We start from the raw sequence: 15562 nt of genomic DNA on the forward strand, positions 1-15562 counted from the left end.
CCTGGGTATCACCGCAGGTCCATGCCTGCGGACGATGCGGGGGGCATGCGTGCGCCGATAGTTTCGCTGGCATGGATACCAGGGGGGACCTGCCGCTCGCGCTGAGAGCGCGGGGGCTGACCAAGACCTACGGCGCGGGCGACGCCGCGGTGACCGCGGTCGACCACGTGGACCTCGACATCCCAGCCGGGGTGCTGACGGCCGTCATGGGGCCGTCCGGATCGGGCAAGACCACCCTGGTGCACCTGCTCGCGGGGCTCGACCGGCCCGACGGCGGCCAGGTGTGGGTGGGTGAGGACGAGATCACCGCGATGAAGGACCGGCACCTCGCGAAGGTGCGCGGGCGCATCGTCGGCTTCGTGTTCCAGGGCTTCAACCTGCTGCAGACCATGACGGCGCGGGAGAACATCGTGCTGCCGCTGCGGCTCAACGCGCTGCCCGCGGACGACGCGTGGCTCGCCGCCCTGGTGGAGATGCTGGGCATCGGGCGCGAGCTGGACCGCCGCCCCTACGAGATGTCGGGCGGCCAGCAGCAGCGCGTCGCCATCGCGCGCGCGCTCATCACCCGGCCGCGCATCGTCCTGGCCGACGAGCCCACCGGCAACCTCGACACCCACGCGAGCGCGGAGATCCTCGCGCACCTGCGGCAGTCGTGCCGCGAGCTGGGGCAGTCGGTGGTGATGGTGACGCACGACCCGACCGCGGCGTCCTACGCGGGCCGCGTGCTGCTGTTCGCCGACGGCAACGTCGCCGGGCATGTGACGGATCCGACCCCGGATGCGGTGCTCGCGGGCCTCGACGCGTTGGCGGGGGTCGAGCGATGAGGCGCCTGGCGGAGATCGCGGTCGCCGTCACCGGCATCGCGCTGGGCCTGGCCACCGAGCCGGTCTGGGTACCCGACTCGGGCCTGGACTATTACAGCCTCACCACGCTCACGATGCTCGGCCCCTACGGCGTCCCGGTCATCGCCATGGTGCTTGCCACCGTCTCCGGCACGCTCCGCGCGGCACACCTGGTGACCCGGCGCGCCGAGCTCGCCTCGCGGCGCGCGCTCGGGCAGTCCCGAGGTGCGCTCGTGCGCGCCGAGGCGCGGCTGGGAGCCGCCGCCGGCGGCGCGTGGGGCGGCGCGGCGCTCGTCGCGGGCTCGGTGGTCCGCCAGGCGAGCCAGGGCTTCGGACCGGGCACCCCCTACTGGGGTGCGCTCGGCACGCTCGCGTGGTTCTGGCTCGCGATCGTGCTCGGCGCCGCCGGCGGCTGGCTTGTCGCGGCCGTGTGGGCGACCCGCGGGATGCGCGACGATGCGTCGGCGGGGCGGTCCGGGAAGTCTGGCCCATCCGCACGACGAGAGTGGTGGCCGTCGGCGGCGGGCGGGCTCGCCATTGCCGCGCTCGCAACGTCCGCGACGGGTTGGCCGGGCGACGTCGCGATGCCGTGGACGCTGGTGCTGTTCCTCGTGAGCACGCTCGGCTACTACCTGGCGATCCCCGCGCTGCTGGTCCGGTGGGGCTCCCGGCTCGGTCTCGCGATCCTCCGCGGGATCGCGCGGCTGCTCGACCGGAGTGCGACTCCGGCGAGTGCAACGTCGCTCGCGTCCGACTCGCTCATGCGGCGCACGCCTCTGCGCGGCGCGGCGCTGGGCGCGATCGGCCTCGTCGTCGCGGTGTCGACAGGCGCGAGCCTGGCGCTCAACGCGAACACGGCAAGGAACACCCTCGCGGACGAGCTCGCGCCCGATGCCATCGTCGCGACCGTGGCCGTGATCGACGGCGACCGCCCGGTCGCCGGTCAGCCCTCCCCGGGCTGGGCGCCCGCGCTCGACCCGGCGATCATCGCGGAGCTCGAGGCGGATCCTGGCCTCGTCGTGGTGCCGGCGGCGCTCCTCACCGTGGGCGTCGACCGCGGCACCGGCACCGTGCTCGCGGTGGAAGCAGAGGCACTCGACGGGCTCGACCCGCGCGGGCTGCGGCCGACGTACCTCGATGAGGATGTCGTGATCGGCACCGGGTACGAGACCCTCACGGTCGGCGACCTCGGCGTCGAGGTCGAGTGGCCCTCGGTCTCCGCGCCGTTCTCCGGCGTCGACCGCGACTGGGCCGAGGAGACGCTGGGAGCCGCGCCCACCTCGGCGGTGCTCGTCTACGGCGACCTCGCCGCGCACGACGTCGGCGACGCGACCGTGACCCACCCGGACCGCGGCTACATCGACGGCGACCCCTGGGCGGACGCGTCGAGCCTCACCCTGGTGGCCGGCCCCTTCCTGCTCGGCGCGGTCGCGATCGTGGTCGCGCTTGCCGCGGCCAGCCAACGGCTGCGGGCGCGCGAGCATGCAACGCTGGTCGCGCTCGGCGCCCAGGCGAGCACGCTGCGGGCCGCCGCGGCCCTCGAGTCCGGACTGGTGACGGCGGTGGGGGCGACGCTCGGGCTCGCCACCGGCACGATGCTCGGGCTCGCGCTGTCGGCACTGAACGGCGCGGGTGGGTGGGCCGTGCGCCTCTGGAACATCGCGTTCGACCTCGCGCAGGCGCCGTGGGGTGCGCTGCTCGGGCTGATCACGATCGCGGTGGGCCTTGCCGCCGGGCTCGCCGCGCTGGTGCGGGTGAGGGCGGAGGCGCAGAGTCCGGCGGACCAACTGCGCGGCGCCGAGAAGGAGGGCGTGGCGTGATCTGGCAGCTCATGCGGGAGCAGGCACGGGCGCATCGTGCCTATCTCGGGTGGACGGGGACGTTCATCGCGGCCACGGTGGCGCTCGTGGTGTTCGTGGCGTCGACCACCCTGCAGCAGCTCGCCGTCGAGGCGTACGCCGAACGGGTCTTCGGGCTCGACGGCGAGTGGTCGCGGTCCATCGAGTTGGGCGCGACCTACGAGGACTCGGGCAGCGCGATCACCCGCGCCGAGCTCGACACGGTGCTCGACGAGGCCGATGCGGACGGTGCGCGGACGGCCGCGCTCCACGAGGTGACGGGCCTGGGCCTGCGCGCGCCCGGCGCTACCCGCTTCGCAGCGGCGGGCTTCCCCGCCGCGCAGCTCGCCGCCGATCCCGCCGGGGTCCGCGGCGCGCTCGCCTGGGACGCGCTGCTCATCGAGGGTCGCACGCCGTCCCGCGGCGAGGTGGTCCTCGACGCCGCGTGGGCTCGCGCCGTCGGCATCGAGGTCGGCGACACGGTCTCCGCGGTGTGGAGGGACGAGCTGGCCGACGATCCCGCGTGGATGCAGGTCGCGTCGCTCACGGTGTCGGGCCTCATGCGCACGTCCTCCGACGGCCGCTACACGGCGCATCTCCCGCTCGCGCTGCTCGAATGGGAGCAGTCGTTCGACTTCGGGAGCAGCGATCACGTCGAGGTTGCCGCGGCACGCTCGACCCCTGCTCTCGAGGCGGTTCCCGGGTGGCCCGGATCGCCGAGCGTCGGCGGGTCACCCGGCATGACGGTCGCGGTCGTGCTCGGGCTCACCGCCGCGGTGCTCGCGCTCGGCCTGATCGGCATGGCGTTCGCCGCCGGCCGCGCGCAGGCGGGGCAGCGCACCCGGTGGATCGCGACCACGCGCACGCTGGGCGCACGCCGTCGCGCGATTGCCGGGGCAACCCTCCTTGAGGCGCTCGCGACGGGCGCGATCGCCGGCGTCGCCGCCGTCGCCCTGGGTTGGTCCGCGGCCTGGCTGGACTGGACCGGGTTCACCGCCACGCGTCCCGATGCACTGGTGCCGGGCCTCCCGCCGCTGCCGCCATGGCTGGCTCTCGGCGCGCTCGCACTCGCACTTGTGCTGGCGGGGATCGTCGGCGCCGTCCCCGCGCGCCTCGCCACCCGCGTCTCCCCCGCGGCAGCTCTCAAGCCGATCGCTCCGGTCACGGCAGCCGAGCGGTCGCCCCGCGTGGGATCGACCACGCTCACTCTCGTGTGGGCAGCCGCCGTCGCGTGGAGCGCGATCGAGCTCGAGGGGTGGGCCGACGCGGGCCTCACGGGCTTCACCTGGGCGGTGGCGCCCGTGCCGATCGCGGCGATCCTCTCGATCGTGGTCCTGGTCCGCTGGACGCGCGCCGTGACACGTGCGGCCGGGTCCCGGCTCGAGCGGTCGTCGCGCCCGTGGGCGATGTCCGCGGGTATCGCCCTCGCCGGGCGGCCACGGCAGGCCTCCACCCCGGCCGTCGTGCTCGCGCTCGTCACGGCCGCCCTCGCCGGGACACAGGCGTGGGGCGCGCTCTACGGCTGGGCACTGCACGGCGTGGAGGGCGCGGCATCCGTGGTGGCGTACGCTGCCTGGTTCCCGGACGCGCTGCTCTATCCGGCGCGCTCCTCGATGGGCGTGGCGAACGTCTCCATGATCGCGGTCCTCGGCTGCGGGGCGCTCGCCCTTGTCGCTCTGGCCACCCACCTGGCGACCGCCGCCGCGCATCGGGACGATGCGGCGGCGCAGTCGGCGCTCGGCCTCACCCATCGCGAGGCGAGGCTCGCCCACGCGACGACGCTGGGCGTTCCATTGGCGCTCGGCGTCGCGCTCGGAGCCGCGATGGGCATGTTCGCGGCGGTCGCGGGATTCTTCGGCTACGCCTCGGACGCCGCGATCGAGGTCGCCCCGAGCGTCTGGCAGCCAGGCGGCGTGGGGCCCGTGTGGGCGCTCGAGCACGCCTCGCACGCCGTCGTCCCGGTGGCGGGCATCGTATTCATCGGTCTGGCGTGGGTCGCCCTGGCCGCGGCGCTGGCGGGCGCTCTCGTGCGGGTCGGCGCACGAGAGCGGATAGCGGCCTAACCGAGCGCGAGCGGCAGGAGCGCCGACAGGTCCGACCGCTCCCCCGACGCGTCCACGTCCCCGGCGGCGACCGCATCGTCCCACCGCAGGCGGCCGGTGACGAGGCCCAGCCACACCTCGGGCGCCATCTCGACCACGGCGGGCGGGGTGCCGCGGCGGTGCACCGAGCCCTCGACGGCCTGGACCGCGCCGAACGGCGGGACGCGCACCTCGAGCGAGCGGCCGGGCGCGACCGCGGCGAGCTCCTCGAGGCTGAAGCGGACCGCCATCGCGGTCATGCCCGGCTCGACGTTTCCCACGTCGCTCAGCACGGTCCACTGACGGACGGCCTCGCGGCCGGCGGCGACGGGGATGCGGCGACGGGGAGGCATGCGTCCAGGGTGGCATACGCGGAACGCCCGGCCTGTCACCAGGCCGGGCGTTCGCATCGTCCCTGCTCCGGGAAGGGATCGATCAGGCGAAGCGGGTGGGAAGCGGGGCCTCCCAGGCCTCGGCGAGCTCGGCGACCGGGACCTCGAACTGGCCCTGGACCTCGAGCACGTCGCCGCCGGTGACGCCCACGCGGGCGAACGGCACGCCGCGGGCCTCGAGCATGGCGACGAGGCGGGGCTCCTCGGTGCGCGGCACCGTGAGGAGCGCGCGACCCTGCGACTCGGAGAAGAACGCCTCCGCCGGGGTGAGACCGTCGCGCTCGCACACCTCGTCGAGGACGATGCGCGCGCCGACGCCGTAGCGCAGGGAGCCGTAGGCCGCGGCGGCAGCGAGGCCGCCCTCGGACACGTCGCGGGCCGCGTCGACGAGACCGTCGCGCGAGCAGGCGATGAGGATCTCGGCGAGCTCCTTCTCCCACGCGAGGTCGAGCTGCGGCGGGGTGCCGCCGAGGTGGCCCGCGGTGGCGGCGAGCTCGGAGCCGTCGAGCTCCGCCGTGGTCGAGCCCACGAGGAACAGCAGCTGGCCGTCCTCGCGCCAGCCCGACGGGGTCGCACGGGCGACGTCGTCGAGGATGCCGAGGATGCCGACGATCGCGGTCGGGTTGATCGACGAGTCGATCTTCCCGGGCTCGCCGGTGCCGTTGTAGAGCGAGACGTTGCCGCCGGTGACGGGGACGCCCAGCTCCTGGCACGCGTCCGCGAGACCGCGGATGGCCTCGGCGAACTGCCACATCGAGTCGGGGTCCTCGGGCGAGCCGAAGTTGAGGCCGTCGGTGACGGCGGTCGGCTCGGCGCCGGTGATCGCGACCCCGCGGTACGCGGCGGCGACGGACTGGCGGGCGCCCTCGTACGGGTCGAGCTTGGTGAACCGGTCGTTCGAGCGGGTGGCGATCGCGACGCCGCGGCCGGTGGTCTCGTCGATGCGGATGACGCCGGCGGTGTCGGGGCGCGACGCGGCGGTGTTGCCCTGGACGTAGCGGTCGTACTGGTTCGTGATCCACTCGCGCGACGACATGTTCGGGCTGCCGAGGAGGCCCATGAACGCGCGCTTCATCTCGGCGGCGTCCTTGGGCAGCGGAATGGAGAAGTGGTCGGCCTGGAGCCCGTCCATCCACGCGGGGCGGTGGAACGGGCGGTTGTAGACGGGACCGTCGTGCGCGACCGTGCGGGGGTCGACGTCGACGATGCGCTGGCCGTGGTGGTCGATGGTGAGGCGACCCGAGTCGTTGACCTCGCCGACCACGGCGGACTCGATGTCCCACTTGCCGGTGATCTCGAGGAACTGGTCGAGCTTCTCCGGCGTGACGACCGCCATCATGCGCTCCTGCGACTCCGACATGAGGATCTCGCCGGCGTTGAGGGTGGGGTCGCGCAGGAGGACGTCGTCGAGCCACACGTGCATGCCGCCGGAGCCGTTGCTCGCGAGCTCCGACGTGGCGCAGGAGATGCCGGCCGCGCCGAGGTCCTGGATGCCCTGGACCACGTCCGCCGCGAACAGCTCGAGGCAGCACTCGATGAGCACCTTCTCCATGAAGGGGTCGCCCACCTGGACCGAGGGCCGCTTGGCAGGCACGCCGTCCTCGAACGTCTCGGACGCGAGGATCGAGGCGCCGCCGATGCCGTCGCCGCCGGTGCGGGCGCCGAAGAGCACGACCTTGTTGCCGACGCCCTCGGCGGAGGCGAGGTGGATGTCCTCGTGCTTCATCGCGCCGACGCACAGCGCGTTGACGAGCGGGTTGCCCTGGTAGCACGAGTCGAAGCGCGCGCCGCCGCCGATGTTGGGCAGGCCGAGCGAGTTGCCGTAGCCGCCGACGCCGGAGACCACGCCGTGCACGACGCGGGCGGTGTCGGGGTGGTCGATCGCGCCGAAGCGGAGCTCGTCCATCGCGGCGACCGGGCGGGCGCCCATCGCGAGGATGTCGCGGACGATGCCGCCGACACCGGTCGCGGCGCCCTGGTACGGCTCGACGAAGGACGGGTGGTTGTGCGACTCGACCTTGAAGGTGACGGCCCAGCCGTCGCCGATGTCGACGACGCCGGCGTTCTCGCCGATGCCGACCATCAGCCGCTCCTTCATCTCCGGCGTGGTCTTGTCGCCGAACTGGCGCAGGTGCACCTTGGAGGACTTGTACGAGCAGTGCTCCGACCACATGACGGAGTACATGGCGAGCTCCGCGTTGGTGGGACGGCGGTCGAGCAGGTCGCGGATGCGCTGATACTCGTCGTGCTTGAGACCGAGCTCGCCCCAGGGCTGCTCCTGGTCCGGGGTCTTCGACGCGTACGAGACGGTGTCGAGCTGGGCTGCGGTGGGCTGGAGCGCGTCGGTCATGTCGTCCTCTGAGAGCCGGCGATTACCCGGTAATCCTACCGGCGGCCTCCGCTCGCGACACTCCGCACGGATCGCGCCGCGACACGCCGGCGCGACGGGACGATGCGGCGGCCCGGGACGGCGTGTCGGCCCCGGTTCCGTGCGGGCTGTCCGGGGGGGCGGGTCAGTTCATCAGCCTCGGGAAGCGCACGGTCGAGCCGGGTTCCACGAGGACGACGGCTTCGAGCTCGCCGCACGCCGCGGTCCAGGAGTCCGCGAGCGCCCGGTCGGCCGGGTCCGCGGCGTCGAGCACGCGGCCCATGATCGGGTCGCCACCGAGGTCGACGGCGTCGGGCAACGCCAGCCCGTCGGGGCCGCGCAGGTACGCGACGGCTCCGCCGCCGCCCACCCCGACCCCCGGGATGGCCGCGCTCCACCCGTCCACGAGCAGCAGTCCGGCGGTCGCGCCGTCGCCGAGCGTCGCCGTCGGGCACGCGGTGAAGAGGCCGTGCGCGGCCACCTGCGCGTCGTCGGCGACCTCCACGGCGTCGCCGGTCCACGCCGATGCGTCGTAGGTGGGCACCCGTGCCGGGCGCTCCCCCACCGCGGCGACGCCGACGGCGGCCAGCGCGAGGCCGGCGAGGACGATGCCCGCGAGCGCGGCGCGCCGGGTGGGCGCCTCCTTCCTGAACGGCGCCTCATCGCGTACCTCGCCGGTTGCCCCCATGGAGGGATTGTGCACCTCCAAGGCCGTGTTCACCAGGGATGTCGCACACCTTCGCGTCGCGATGAGACCCGGTTCTGTACGCTGTCGGACGCGAAACGTACAGTTGATGCATGAGCGAGATCGTTCCGGTGTCCCAGGCTCGCGCGGAGCTGCGCAGCGTGATCGAGCGCGCGCAGGAGCAGGCGATCTTCCTCGAACGGCGGGGCGCCGTCGAGGCGGTCGTCATCAGCCCCCACATGTACGAGCGGATGATCGCGGCTCTCGAGGATGCCGAGGACATCGCGGCCGCCGACGCCGCCCTGGCCGAGGACGGCCCCAACGTTCCGTGGGAGCAGGTCAAGACCGAGCTCGGCTGGTCATGACCTACCGGGTCGAGATGCGCCCGCAGGCGTCGAGGGCGCTGCGCCGCATCCACCCGCGCGACCAGGCGCGCCTCTACGCGGCGATCGAGCTGCTTGCGCGCGACCCGAGGCCGCCCGCGTCACGGCCGCTGGTCGGGAGCGCCTACTTCCGCGTGCGCGTCGGCGACTACCGGGTGATCTACTCGATCGACGACGGCCGCCTGCTCATCCTCGTGCTTGCCCTCGGCCACCGGCGCCAGGTGTACGAGCGCTGACCGAAGCCGCTCAGCTCCCCGCGGGAGCCTCGAATCCCCGCAGGAGTCTCGAAATCCGCAAACCGTCGCTCACCTCACCGCAGCACTTCTGAGGTAGGGCCGAGCGAGGCGTCAGACGGACAGCGCGTCCGCGACCGCCTCCGCGAGGTCCTCGGCCGGCAGGCCCGGCGCGTGGACGTGCACGCCCTCGGCGTCCTCCCACAGCACGCGGTCCACGCCCGGCAGCAGCCCGAGTGCGTCCGCGACGGCCTGCATGCGCGCCTGGGTGAGGCTCTCCACCACGCGCGGGTGCAGCGCGACGGTGTACGTGTAGTCGTCGAGCCACGGGGTCTGCACGGTGACGGTCGCATCGAAGCCGTCGAGCTCGATCGTGCGCACCGCGAGGTCGTCGTGCGCGCCGAGCCGCTCGAGGAACGGCGCCCGCAGGAGCAGTCCGCGGCGGTCGTCCTCGGTGAGCGACGCATCGTCCGGGCGCGCGGGGAGCTCGGCGCGGGCGGCCCGCCGCAGCTCGGACAGCACCTCGACCGTGAGGAGCCCCGGCGCCCACACCTCGAGGATGTGGTGGCTGCGGAACGCGACTCGGGCGATACCGGGCGCGGCGTCGCAGCCGCGGAGGAAGCGCAGCAGCGCGGGCTCGTCGATCGCGCCGGCGGCGAGCATGACGATCGCGTGGTGCGTCGCGTCGGACGGCGTGCCGGGCGCGTGGCCCGGTCCCGCATCGTTCACCACGAGGCCGGGGTCGCCCTCGCCCTCGGGGCCGAGGCCCTCCGACGGCGGGACCGACGGCAGCTCGGTCGGCCGCACCGCCTTCTTGAAGAGGCCGCCCTTGGGGATGAACGACTCGCGCACGTCGCCGGGGGTGTCGAAGGCGTCGTAGGCGAGGTTGCCGGGCGTCCCGAACCAGCGCAGCACGTCCTCGATCGAGTCCCACGCGGCGCGGCCGTGGCCCATCGCGGCGACGGCGTGCGGAAGCAGCGCGATGGGCGGACCAGCGGGGCCGAGCACCGGGTCGAGGTAGCTCGGGGAGCCCTCGCGGCGGTCGAGGCCCCACGTGACGGGCTGGTGGTCGTCGGCGAGGCCGCCGAGGTAGACGAGCAGGCCGTCGATGAGGGCGGCTCCGTGCATCGTGAGCTCGCGGCCCAGGTCCGACCGGAAGGCCCAATCGGGCTTGACGGCCGACCGGTCGCGGCGCAGGTCGCGGGTCACCCAATCGATGGTGGGGCGCAGCTCGGCGGGCGTGAACTGGAGGTCGTGGCCCGTCGCCTTGCGCAGCTGGACGGCGAGGTAGTCGGCGCTCTTGGGGCTCGCGGCGAGCCACGCCTGGAACCACGCGTCGGCCTCGTAGAAGCGGCGCGCGTCGCCCTCGGAGGTGAAGAAGCCCATCGGTCAAGGGTACGGGGGGACGATGCGGCGGTCGCGCCGGTAATCTCGCCTCACCGGACCCGAGTGGAGGCGTGATGACCGAGACCCCCGAGCGCGAGATCCTCACGTGGCAGGGCTACGGCGAGGCGTCGCGCGAGCTCGCGCAGATGGTGGTCGACTCCGGGTACGAGCCCGACGTGGTGGTCGCGGTCGCGCGTGGCGGCCTGCCCGTGGGCGGCGCGATCTCGTACGCGCTCGGCACCAAGGGCGTCGGCACGCTCAACGTCGAGTTCTACACGGGCATCGACGAGCGCCTTCCCGCGCCCGTGCTGCTGCCGCCGCTGCTCGACACCGACGCGATGAAGGGGCTGAAGGTGCTCGTGGCGGACGACGTCGCGGACACCGGCGAGACCCTCGCGCTCGTGAAGTCGCTCATGGAGCAGCACGCGGGCGAGGTCCGCACCGTGGTGCTGTACGCGAAGCCGCACTCGATCATCGACCCCGACTACGTGTGGAAGCGCACGGACCTGTGGATCACGTTCCCGTGGTCGGCGCTGCCGCCGGTGACGCCGAACAAGCCGCACCCCGAGGAGGGGTAGGCGCCGCTACTGTGCCCCTCATGGGGTACAGCAGGGACGATGCCGTGGTCGCCGGCGTGCGCGCGGCGCGCGGCCGCACAGATCGACTGATCGCCGCGGCTGCGGTTGTTGCCGTCGCCGCCGGGCTGTGGGCCGTCATTGCGCAGCCGTGGAACGGGGCGGACGGCTGGCCCGACGCCGAGCACGGCGCGTGGCTCCCGGTGTGGGTCGCCGGGCCGCCTCAGCCGACACCGGACATCGGCGAGGGGTTCCCGGAGCCCGTCACCGAGGACGCGTGGGCGGCCATCGTGGCCGACCTGCGCGCGACGGACCCCGACGCGTACGTCTCGATGACGGTGCCCGTCGTGCTCGCGGACGATGCCGGCGGTCTGACAATGCTCGAGGCCGTCGACGGCACGCTCGCGGACGGCGCGCTCGTCGCGGGGCGCGAGCCGGGTCCGGGCGAGGTGGTGCTCGGCGCCGCCACGGCCGAGGCGCACGGGTGGGCGCTCGGCGACGCCATCGCGCTGGCAGGCTCGCACGGCCGGACGCCGCCCTTCGCGACGCTCACGCTCGTCGGGCTCGCGCCGGACCACCTCGAGGGCTGGGTGGCGTGGGCCGACGCCCGCACGCTCGTGGGGACCTACTCCTTCGCGAGATTCGACAGCTCCGGCCCCGCGCTGGACGGCTCCGGCGTCGTCGCCGACACGCACCTCCTGTGGAACGGCGGGATCCCGGCCTCCCTCGAGGACCAGGTGCTGCCGGACGCGTAGCTGCTCAGCGCATCTGCGCGAGCTGGATGAGGTTGCCGCACGTGTCGTCGAGCACCGCGACGGACACGGGGCCCATGTCGGTGGGCGGCATGGTGAACTCGACGCCCAGCGCGGCGAGGCGCTCGTGCTCGGCACGCAGGTCGTCGACCGCGAACTGCGTCGCGGGGATGCCGTCCGCGGCCAAGGCGTCCCTGAAGGGGCCCACCGCGGGGTGGCCGGCCGGCTCGAGCAGCAGCTCCACCGCATCGTCCCCGGGCACGCCGACGGTGAGCCAGCGGTTGCCGTCGCCCAGCGGGATGTCGGTGCGGGGCTCGAAGCCGAGCACGCGCGTGTAGAAGTCGAGCGCCTTCTCCTGGTCGTCGACGAAGACGCTGGTGAGGTGGATGCGGATCATGGGGAGTCCTTGTCCGGCCAGCGGCGCGCGATCTCGCGCAGCGGCCCGGTGTCGAGGGTGTGGAGCTTGGAGCGTCCGCGGCGGCGCGCGGACACGAGGCCGGCATCCTCGAGCACCGCGAGGTGCTGCGAGACGGCCTGCCGGGTCAGGCCCAGGTCGTGCTCCGCGACGAGGCGGGCGACGATCTCGAAGAGGGTCTGGTCGTCGCGGTCGGCGAGCACGTCGAGGATCGCGCGCCGGGCGGGCGCGGCGAGGGCGTCGTACACGTCGGCCACGTCCCCCACGATAGGCAAGCGATCGCTTGCATGCAAGCGACAGCTTGCCTTTTCCGTGAGACCCGGCCGTTTACACTCGTGCCAACTCGACCAGAGAGGATCACGATGAGCTACGCCGGAGACCTGACCCCGCACGAGGCCTGGAAGCTGCTCGAGGACGAGCCCGGCGCGCTGCTCGTCGACGTCCGCACCGAGGCCGAGTGGCGCTACGTGGGGGTGCCCGACGCGTCGAGCCTGGGCAAGAAGGCGGAGCTCATCGAGTGGGTCTCGTACCCCGCCATGTCGCGCAACGAGGACTTCCTCGCGCAGCTCCAGGCGACCGGCGTGGAGCCGGGGCAGCCCATCGTCTTCCTCTGCCGGTCGGGCCAGCGCTCGATCGGCGCCGCGCAGGCGGCGACCGCGGCCGGCCTCGGCCCCGCGTACAACATCCTCGAGGGCTTCGAGGGCGCCACCGACGAGCACGGCCACCGCGGCTGGCAGGGCTGGAAGGGCGCCGGCCTCCCCTGGCACCAGGGCTGAAGCACCGCCGCGCCTGTCGCTGACGCGCGCCGGGGCGTCGGCGCGCGGCCAGCCGGCGAACGGTCGACGGACAGCTTCGGGGATTCCGGGTGGATTCCGCGCGCTTCTCACCCAGAATCCTCAAAGTTGGCGGGAGTGCGGACCCGCGACCCCGGAAGTGTCACGATTCGGTAACCCGGCTTGCTTTGTTGCGGCGAGCAACATACCGTCGTGGCATCGCGGCGCGTCGAAGCGCTTCGACCGTGGGGAGCAGGCCCCGCAGCCCCGCCGGGAGGGAGTCCCGGCCGATCGAGACGACGGAGTCGAGATGGCGACGATCGCTGACGTGGCGCAGGCCGCGGGGGTGTCGATCAGCACCGTCTCGTACGCGCTGTCCGGCAAGCGCTCGATCACCGCGCAGACCCGTGAGCGGGTCCTCGCGGCCGCCGACGAGCTCGGCTACCTCCCCCACGCGAGCGCCCGCATGCTGGCCGCGCACCGCTCCCACATCATCGCCGTGAGCGAGCCGGTCCACCCCGACACCGACGACGCCGCGCACATGGCCTTCGCCATGCAGACCACCCGCGTCGCCCGTGAGCACAACTACGACACCCTCCTCCTGGTCCACGACGACGCCTTCGAGGGCATGCGCCGCTCGGCCGCGACGCAGCTCGCGGACGGCATCGTGGTCCTCGACGTGGACGTGGACGATGCGCGGGTCCCGCTCGCGCGCAAGCTCGCCTGCCCCACGGTGTTCGTCGGAGTGCCCGCCGACACCGAGGGCCTCGTGTGCGTCGACCTCGACTTCGAGGCGGCGGCGCGCCAGGCGGTCGACCGCCTGGTCGACGCGGGCCACACGCAGATCGGCCTGATCTCGCACCGCCAGGAGACGCTGACCCGCGGCTCCAACTTCCCCCTCCGCTTCCTGCGCGCGTTCCTCGACCAGTGCGAGGCCCGCGGCGTGCGCCACGCGGTCACCCACCCCAACGGCCACACCGCCGACGGCAGCGTGCGCCGCCTGCTCGAGCAGCTCCCCGGCCTCGACGCGATCGTCCTCAACACCACCGCCGACGTGGCCTCGTCGCTGTCCGCGATCCTCGCGACCCGCGGCCTCGAGGCCCCCCGCGACGTCTCGGTCATCGCGGCCGGCGTCAGCTTCACGACGGCGCGGTTCGCCGTGCCGTTCGACACCATGCCGCTCGATGCCCACGCATCGTGCTCCGCCGCCGTGGACCTCCTGGTCCAGGCGATCGACGGTGGGGAGCACACGCCCCGCATCGTCCTCCTCCCGCCCACGTACATCGACCGTGGCTCGGTGATCGCGCGAGCGACGCCGGGCTCCCCCTGAGGGGCGCCCCGACCTCCCCGGACGCACCCCGCACACGCGCATCGTCGAAGCGCTTCGAAAGATCGCCGACACGACGCACCACCGGCCCGACGGGCCACGACAAGGAAGCAGGAATCGGACAATGAAGTACCGCATCACAGCAGCGACCGCCGTGCTCGCGGCCGGCGCCCTGAGCCTGAGCGCATGCTCGTCCTCCGACGACGGCGGCACCGGCGGCTCGTCCGCCGGTGCGGGCGACGGCGACTACAGCGGCGAGACCCTCACCGTCATGCACTACGAGGGCGACGAGTCCGCGATGGGCATCGCCTGGAACAAGGCCATCGAGATCTTCGAGGAGGAGACCGGCGCGACCGTCGACCTCCAGACCACCGCGTTCGAGGACCTCAACGCCTCCGCGCAGCAGCTCTTCGACTCCTCCGACGCGCCCGACGTGTCCGAGTACAACAAGGGCAACGGCACCGCGGGCCAGCTCGCCGCCACCGGCGTGATCCTGCCTCTCGACGACGCGTACGAGACCTACGGCTGGGCCGACAAGCTCAGCGCCGGCATCGACACCATCGCGAAGTACGACGAGAACGGCGTCATGGGCTCGGGCAGCTGGTACGGCGTCCCGAACTACGGCGAGTTCGTCTTCCTCTACTACAACCAGGACATGTTCGACGAGTACGGCATCGACGTCCCGACCGACGAGGCGAGCCTCGAGGCCGCGATGGAGGCCTTCGAGGCGGAGGGCGTCACGCCCCTCACCACCTCGGCGCAGGAGTACCCGATGGGCCAGCTCTGGTACCAGCTCGCGCTGTCGCAGGCCGACCGCTCGTGGGTCGACGCGTACCAGCTGTACACCGAGGAGGTCGACTGGACCGGACCCGAGGTCACCTACGCCTCGAGCACCCTCGAGGACTGGGTGGGCGCCGGGTACATCAGCGGCGACGCCTCGGGCATGACCGCCGAGGACGCCGGCCTGCAGTTCATCAACGGCGAGGCCCCGATGTTCTACTCGGGCTCGTGGTGGTACGGCCGCATGCTGTCGGACATCACCGACTTCGAGATGGGCATCACCAACTGGCCCGGCACCACCCTCACCCCGGGCTCCGGCGGCAACATCTGGGTGGTCCCGGTCGAGTCGAAGCAGCCCGAGCTGGCGGAGATCTTCATCGACGTCACCATGCGTCCCGAGGTGCAGGCGCTGCTCGGCGAGTCCGGCGGCCTGCCGGTCGCGGCGGACACCGCCGACATCACCGACGCCGACGCGCAGGCGCTCATCGAGCTCTTCAACGAGGTCAACGACCGCGACGGCCTGTCGTTCTACCCCGACTGGCCGACGCCGACCTTCTACGGCGACCTCAACTCCGTGATGCAGGGCATCGTCAACGGCGACGTCTCCGCCGACGAGGCCAACACCCAGCTCATGGACTACTACGAGAGCTACGTGGCGGATCTCCGCTAGTCACCACCCTCGGCAAGGTGGGGTCCGGGCCCGCGCGGCCCGGACCCCACCGGAGACGGATC

At 73.2% G+C, this 15562-nt stretch carries 16 protein-coding genes; 10 read left to right on the top strand and 6 right to left on the bottom strand.

The window, feature by feature from the left end:
* Positions 1–71 precede the first annotated feature (71 nt).
* Genes AOM07_RS09390 through AOM07_RS09400 form a run of 3 tightly spaced genes read left to right on the top strand, consistent with a single transcriptional unit; the run spans position 72 to position 4743 of the window.
* Positions 72–824, top strand: coding sequence for an ABC transporter ATP-binding protein (locus AOM07_RS09390; protein WP_062313133.1), 753 nt, complete (start codon positions 72–74; stop codon positions 822–824).
* Positions 821–2662 (top strand): ABC transporter permease family protein, encoded by a 1842-nt coding sequence (locus AOM07_RS09395; RefSeq protein ID WP_062313135.1) that lies wholly within the window; start codon positions 821–823, stop codon positions 2660–2662. The genes AOM07_RS09390 and AOM07_RS09395 overlap by 4 nt, the downstream gene beginning before the upstream one ends.
* Positions 2659–4743, top strand: a complete 2085-nt coding sequence (locus AOM07_RS09400) for an FtsX-like permease family protein (RefSeq protein ID WP_062313137.1) — start codon at positions 2659–2661, stop codon at positions 4741–4743. The genes AOM07_RS09395 and AOM07_RS09400 overlap by 4 nt, the downstream gene beginning before the upstream one ends.
* On the opposite strand, the gene AOM07_RS09405 is transcribed toward AOM07_RS09400, so the two are convergent.
* From AOM07_RS09405 to AOM07_RS09415, 3 genes are all read right to left on the bottom strand, one after another.
* Positions 4740–5114: a sterol carrier family protein gene (locus AOM07_RS09405; RefSeq protein ID WP_062313139.1), complete on the bottom strand. Its 375-nt coding sequence runs from the start codon at positions 5112–5114 to the stop codon at positions 4740–4742. The genes AOM07_RS09400 and AOM07_RS09405 overlap by 4 nt on opposite strands.
* An 82-nt stretch (positions 5115–5196) precedes the next feature.
* The gene (purL, locus tag AOM07_RS09410) at positions 5197–7503 is read right to left on the bottom strand and encodes a phosphoribosylformylglycinamidine synthase subunit PurL (protein WP_062313141.1); all 2307 of its coding nucleotides are present in this window, start codon (positions 7501–7503) and stop codon (positions 5197–5199) included.
* A gap of 163 nt (positions 7504–7666) precedes the next feature.
* The gene (locus AOM07_RS09415) at positions 7667–8209 is read right to left on the bottom strand and encodes a hypothetical protein (protein ID WP_062313143.1); all 543 of its coding nucleotides are present in this window, start codon (positions 8207–8209) and stop codon (positions 7667–7669) included.
* A gap of 110 nt (positions 8210–8319) precedes the next feature.
* Here AOM07_RS09415 and AOM07_RS09420 point away from each other — a divergent pair, with 110 nt between their 5' ends.
* Positions 8320–8571 carry a type II toxin-antitoxin system Phd/YefM family antitoxin gene (locus AOM07_RS09420; RefSeq protein ID WP_062313145.1) on the top strand — a complete coding sequence of 84 codons (252 nt, stop codon included), beginning with the start codon at positions 8320–8322 and terminating at the stop codon, positions 8569–8571.
* Positions 8568–8825: a type II toxin-antitoxin system RelE family toxin gene (locus tag AOM07_RS09425; RefSeq protein WP_062313147.1), complete on the top strand. Its 258-nt coding sequence runs from the start codon at positions 8568–8570 to the stop codon at positions 8823–8825. The genes AOM07_RS09420 and AOM07_RS09425 overlap by 4 nt, the downstream gene beginning before the upstream one ends.
* A 111-nt stretch (positions 8826–8936) precedes the next feature.
* Here AOM07_RS09425 and AOM07_RS09430 read toward each other — a convergent pair whose 3' ends face one another.
* Entirely contained in the window at positions 8937–10208 is a 1272-nt protein-coding gene (locus tag AOM07_RS09430; RefSeq protein WP_062313149.1) for a hypothetical protein, read from the bottom strand.
* Positions 10209–10282: 74 nt separating this feature from the next.
* On the opposite strand from AOM07_RS09430, the gene AOM07_RS09435 reads away from it, so the two are divergent.
* A complete protein-coding gene (locus AOM07_RS09435) occupies positions 10283–10786 on the top strand; it encodes a phosphoribosyltransferase (RefSeq protein ID WP_062313151.1) in 504 nt (167 codons plus the stop codon).
* Positions 10787–10806: 20 nt separating this feature from the next.
* Positions 10807–11538, top strand: coding sequence for an ABC transporter permease family protein (locus tag AOM07_RS09440; RefSeq protein ID WP_062313153.1), 732 nt, complete (start codon positions 10807–10809; stop codon positions 11536–11538).
* Between the two features lie 4 nt (positions 11539–11542).
* Here AOM07_RS09440 and AOM07_RS09445 read toward each other — a convergent pair whose 3' ends face one another.
* Both AOM07_RS09445 and AOM07_RS09450 read right to left on the bottom strand, forming a co-directional pair.
* Positions 11543–11929 carry a VOC family protein gene (locus AOM07_RS09445; protein ID WP_062313450.1) on the bottom strand — a complete coding sequence of 129 codons (387 nt, stop codon included), beginning with the start codon at positions 11927–11929 and terminating at the stop codon, positions 11543–11545.
* Positions 11929–12207, bottom strand: a complete 279-nt coding sequence (locus AOM07_RS09450) for an ArsR/SmtB family transcription factor (RefSeq protein WP_228374424.1) — start codon at positions 12205–12207, stop codon at positions 11929–11931. Before AOM07_RS09450 ends, AOM07_RS09445 begins: the two co-directional genes overlap by 1 nt.
* A gap of 105 nt (positions 12208–12312) precedes the next feature.
* On the opposite strand from AOM07_RS09450, the gene AOM07_RS09455 reads away from it, so the two are divergent.
* The 3 genes from AOM07_RS09455 to AOM07_RS09465 all read left to right on the top strand — a co-directional run bounded on the left by AOM07_RS09455 (position 12313) and on the right by AOM07_RS09465 (position 15500).
* The gene (locus AOM07_RS09455) at positions 12313–12726 is read left to right on the top strand and encodes a rhodanese-like domain-containing protein (RefSeq protein WP_062313155.1); all 414 of its coding nucleotides are present in this window, start codon (positions 12313–12315) and stop codon (positions 12724–12726) included.
* 307 nt (positions 12727–13033) lie between these two features.
* Positions 13034–14053, top strand: a complete 1020-nt coding sequence (locus AOM07_RS09460; protein WP_062313158.1) for a LacI family DNA-binding transcriptional regulator — start codon at positions 13034–13036, stop codon at positions 14051–14053.
* A 121-nt stretch (positions 14054–14174) separates the two neighbouring features.
* On the top strand, positions 14175–15500 hold the full coding sequence (locus tag AOM07_RS09465; RefSeq protein ID WP_062313160.1) for an ABC transporter substrate-binding protein: 1326 nt from the start codon (positions 14175–14177) through the stop codon (positions 15498–15500).
* Positions 15501–15562: the final 62 nt, after the last annotated feature.

It is taken from the genome of Demequina rhizosphaerae, from assembly GCF_000971255.1.
GTDB classification, from domain to species: domain Bacteria; phylum Actinomycetota; class Actinomycetes; order Actinomycetales; family Demequinaceae; genus Demequina; species Demequina rhizosphaerae.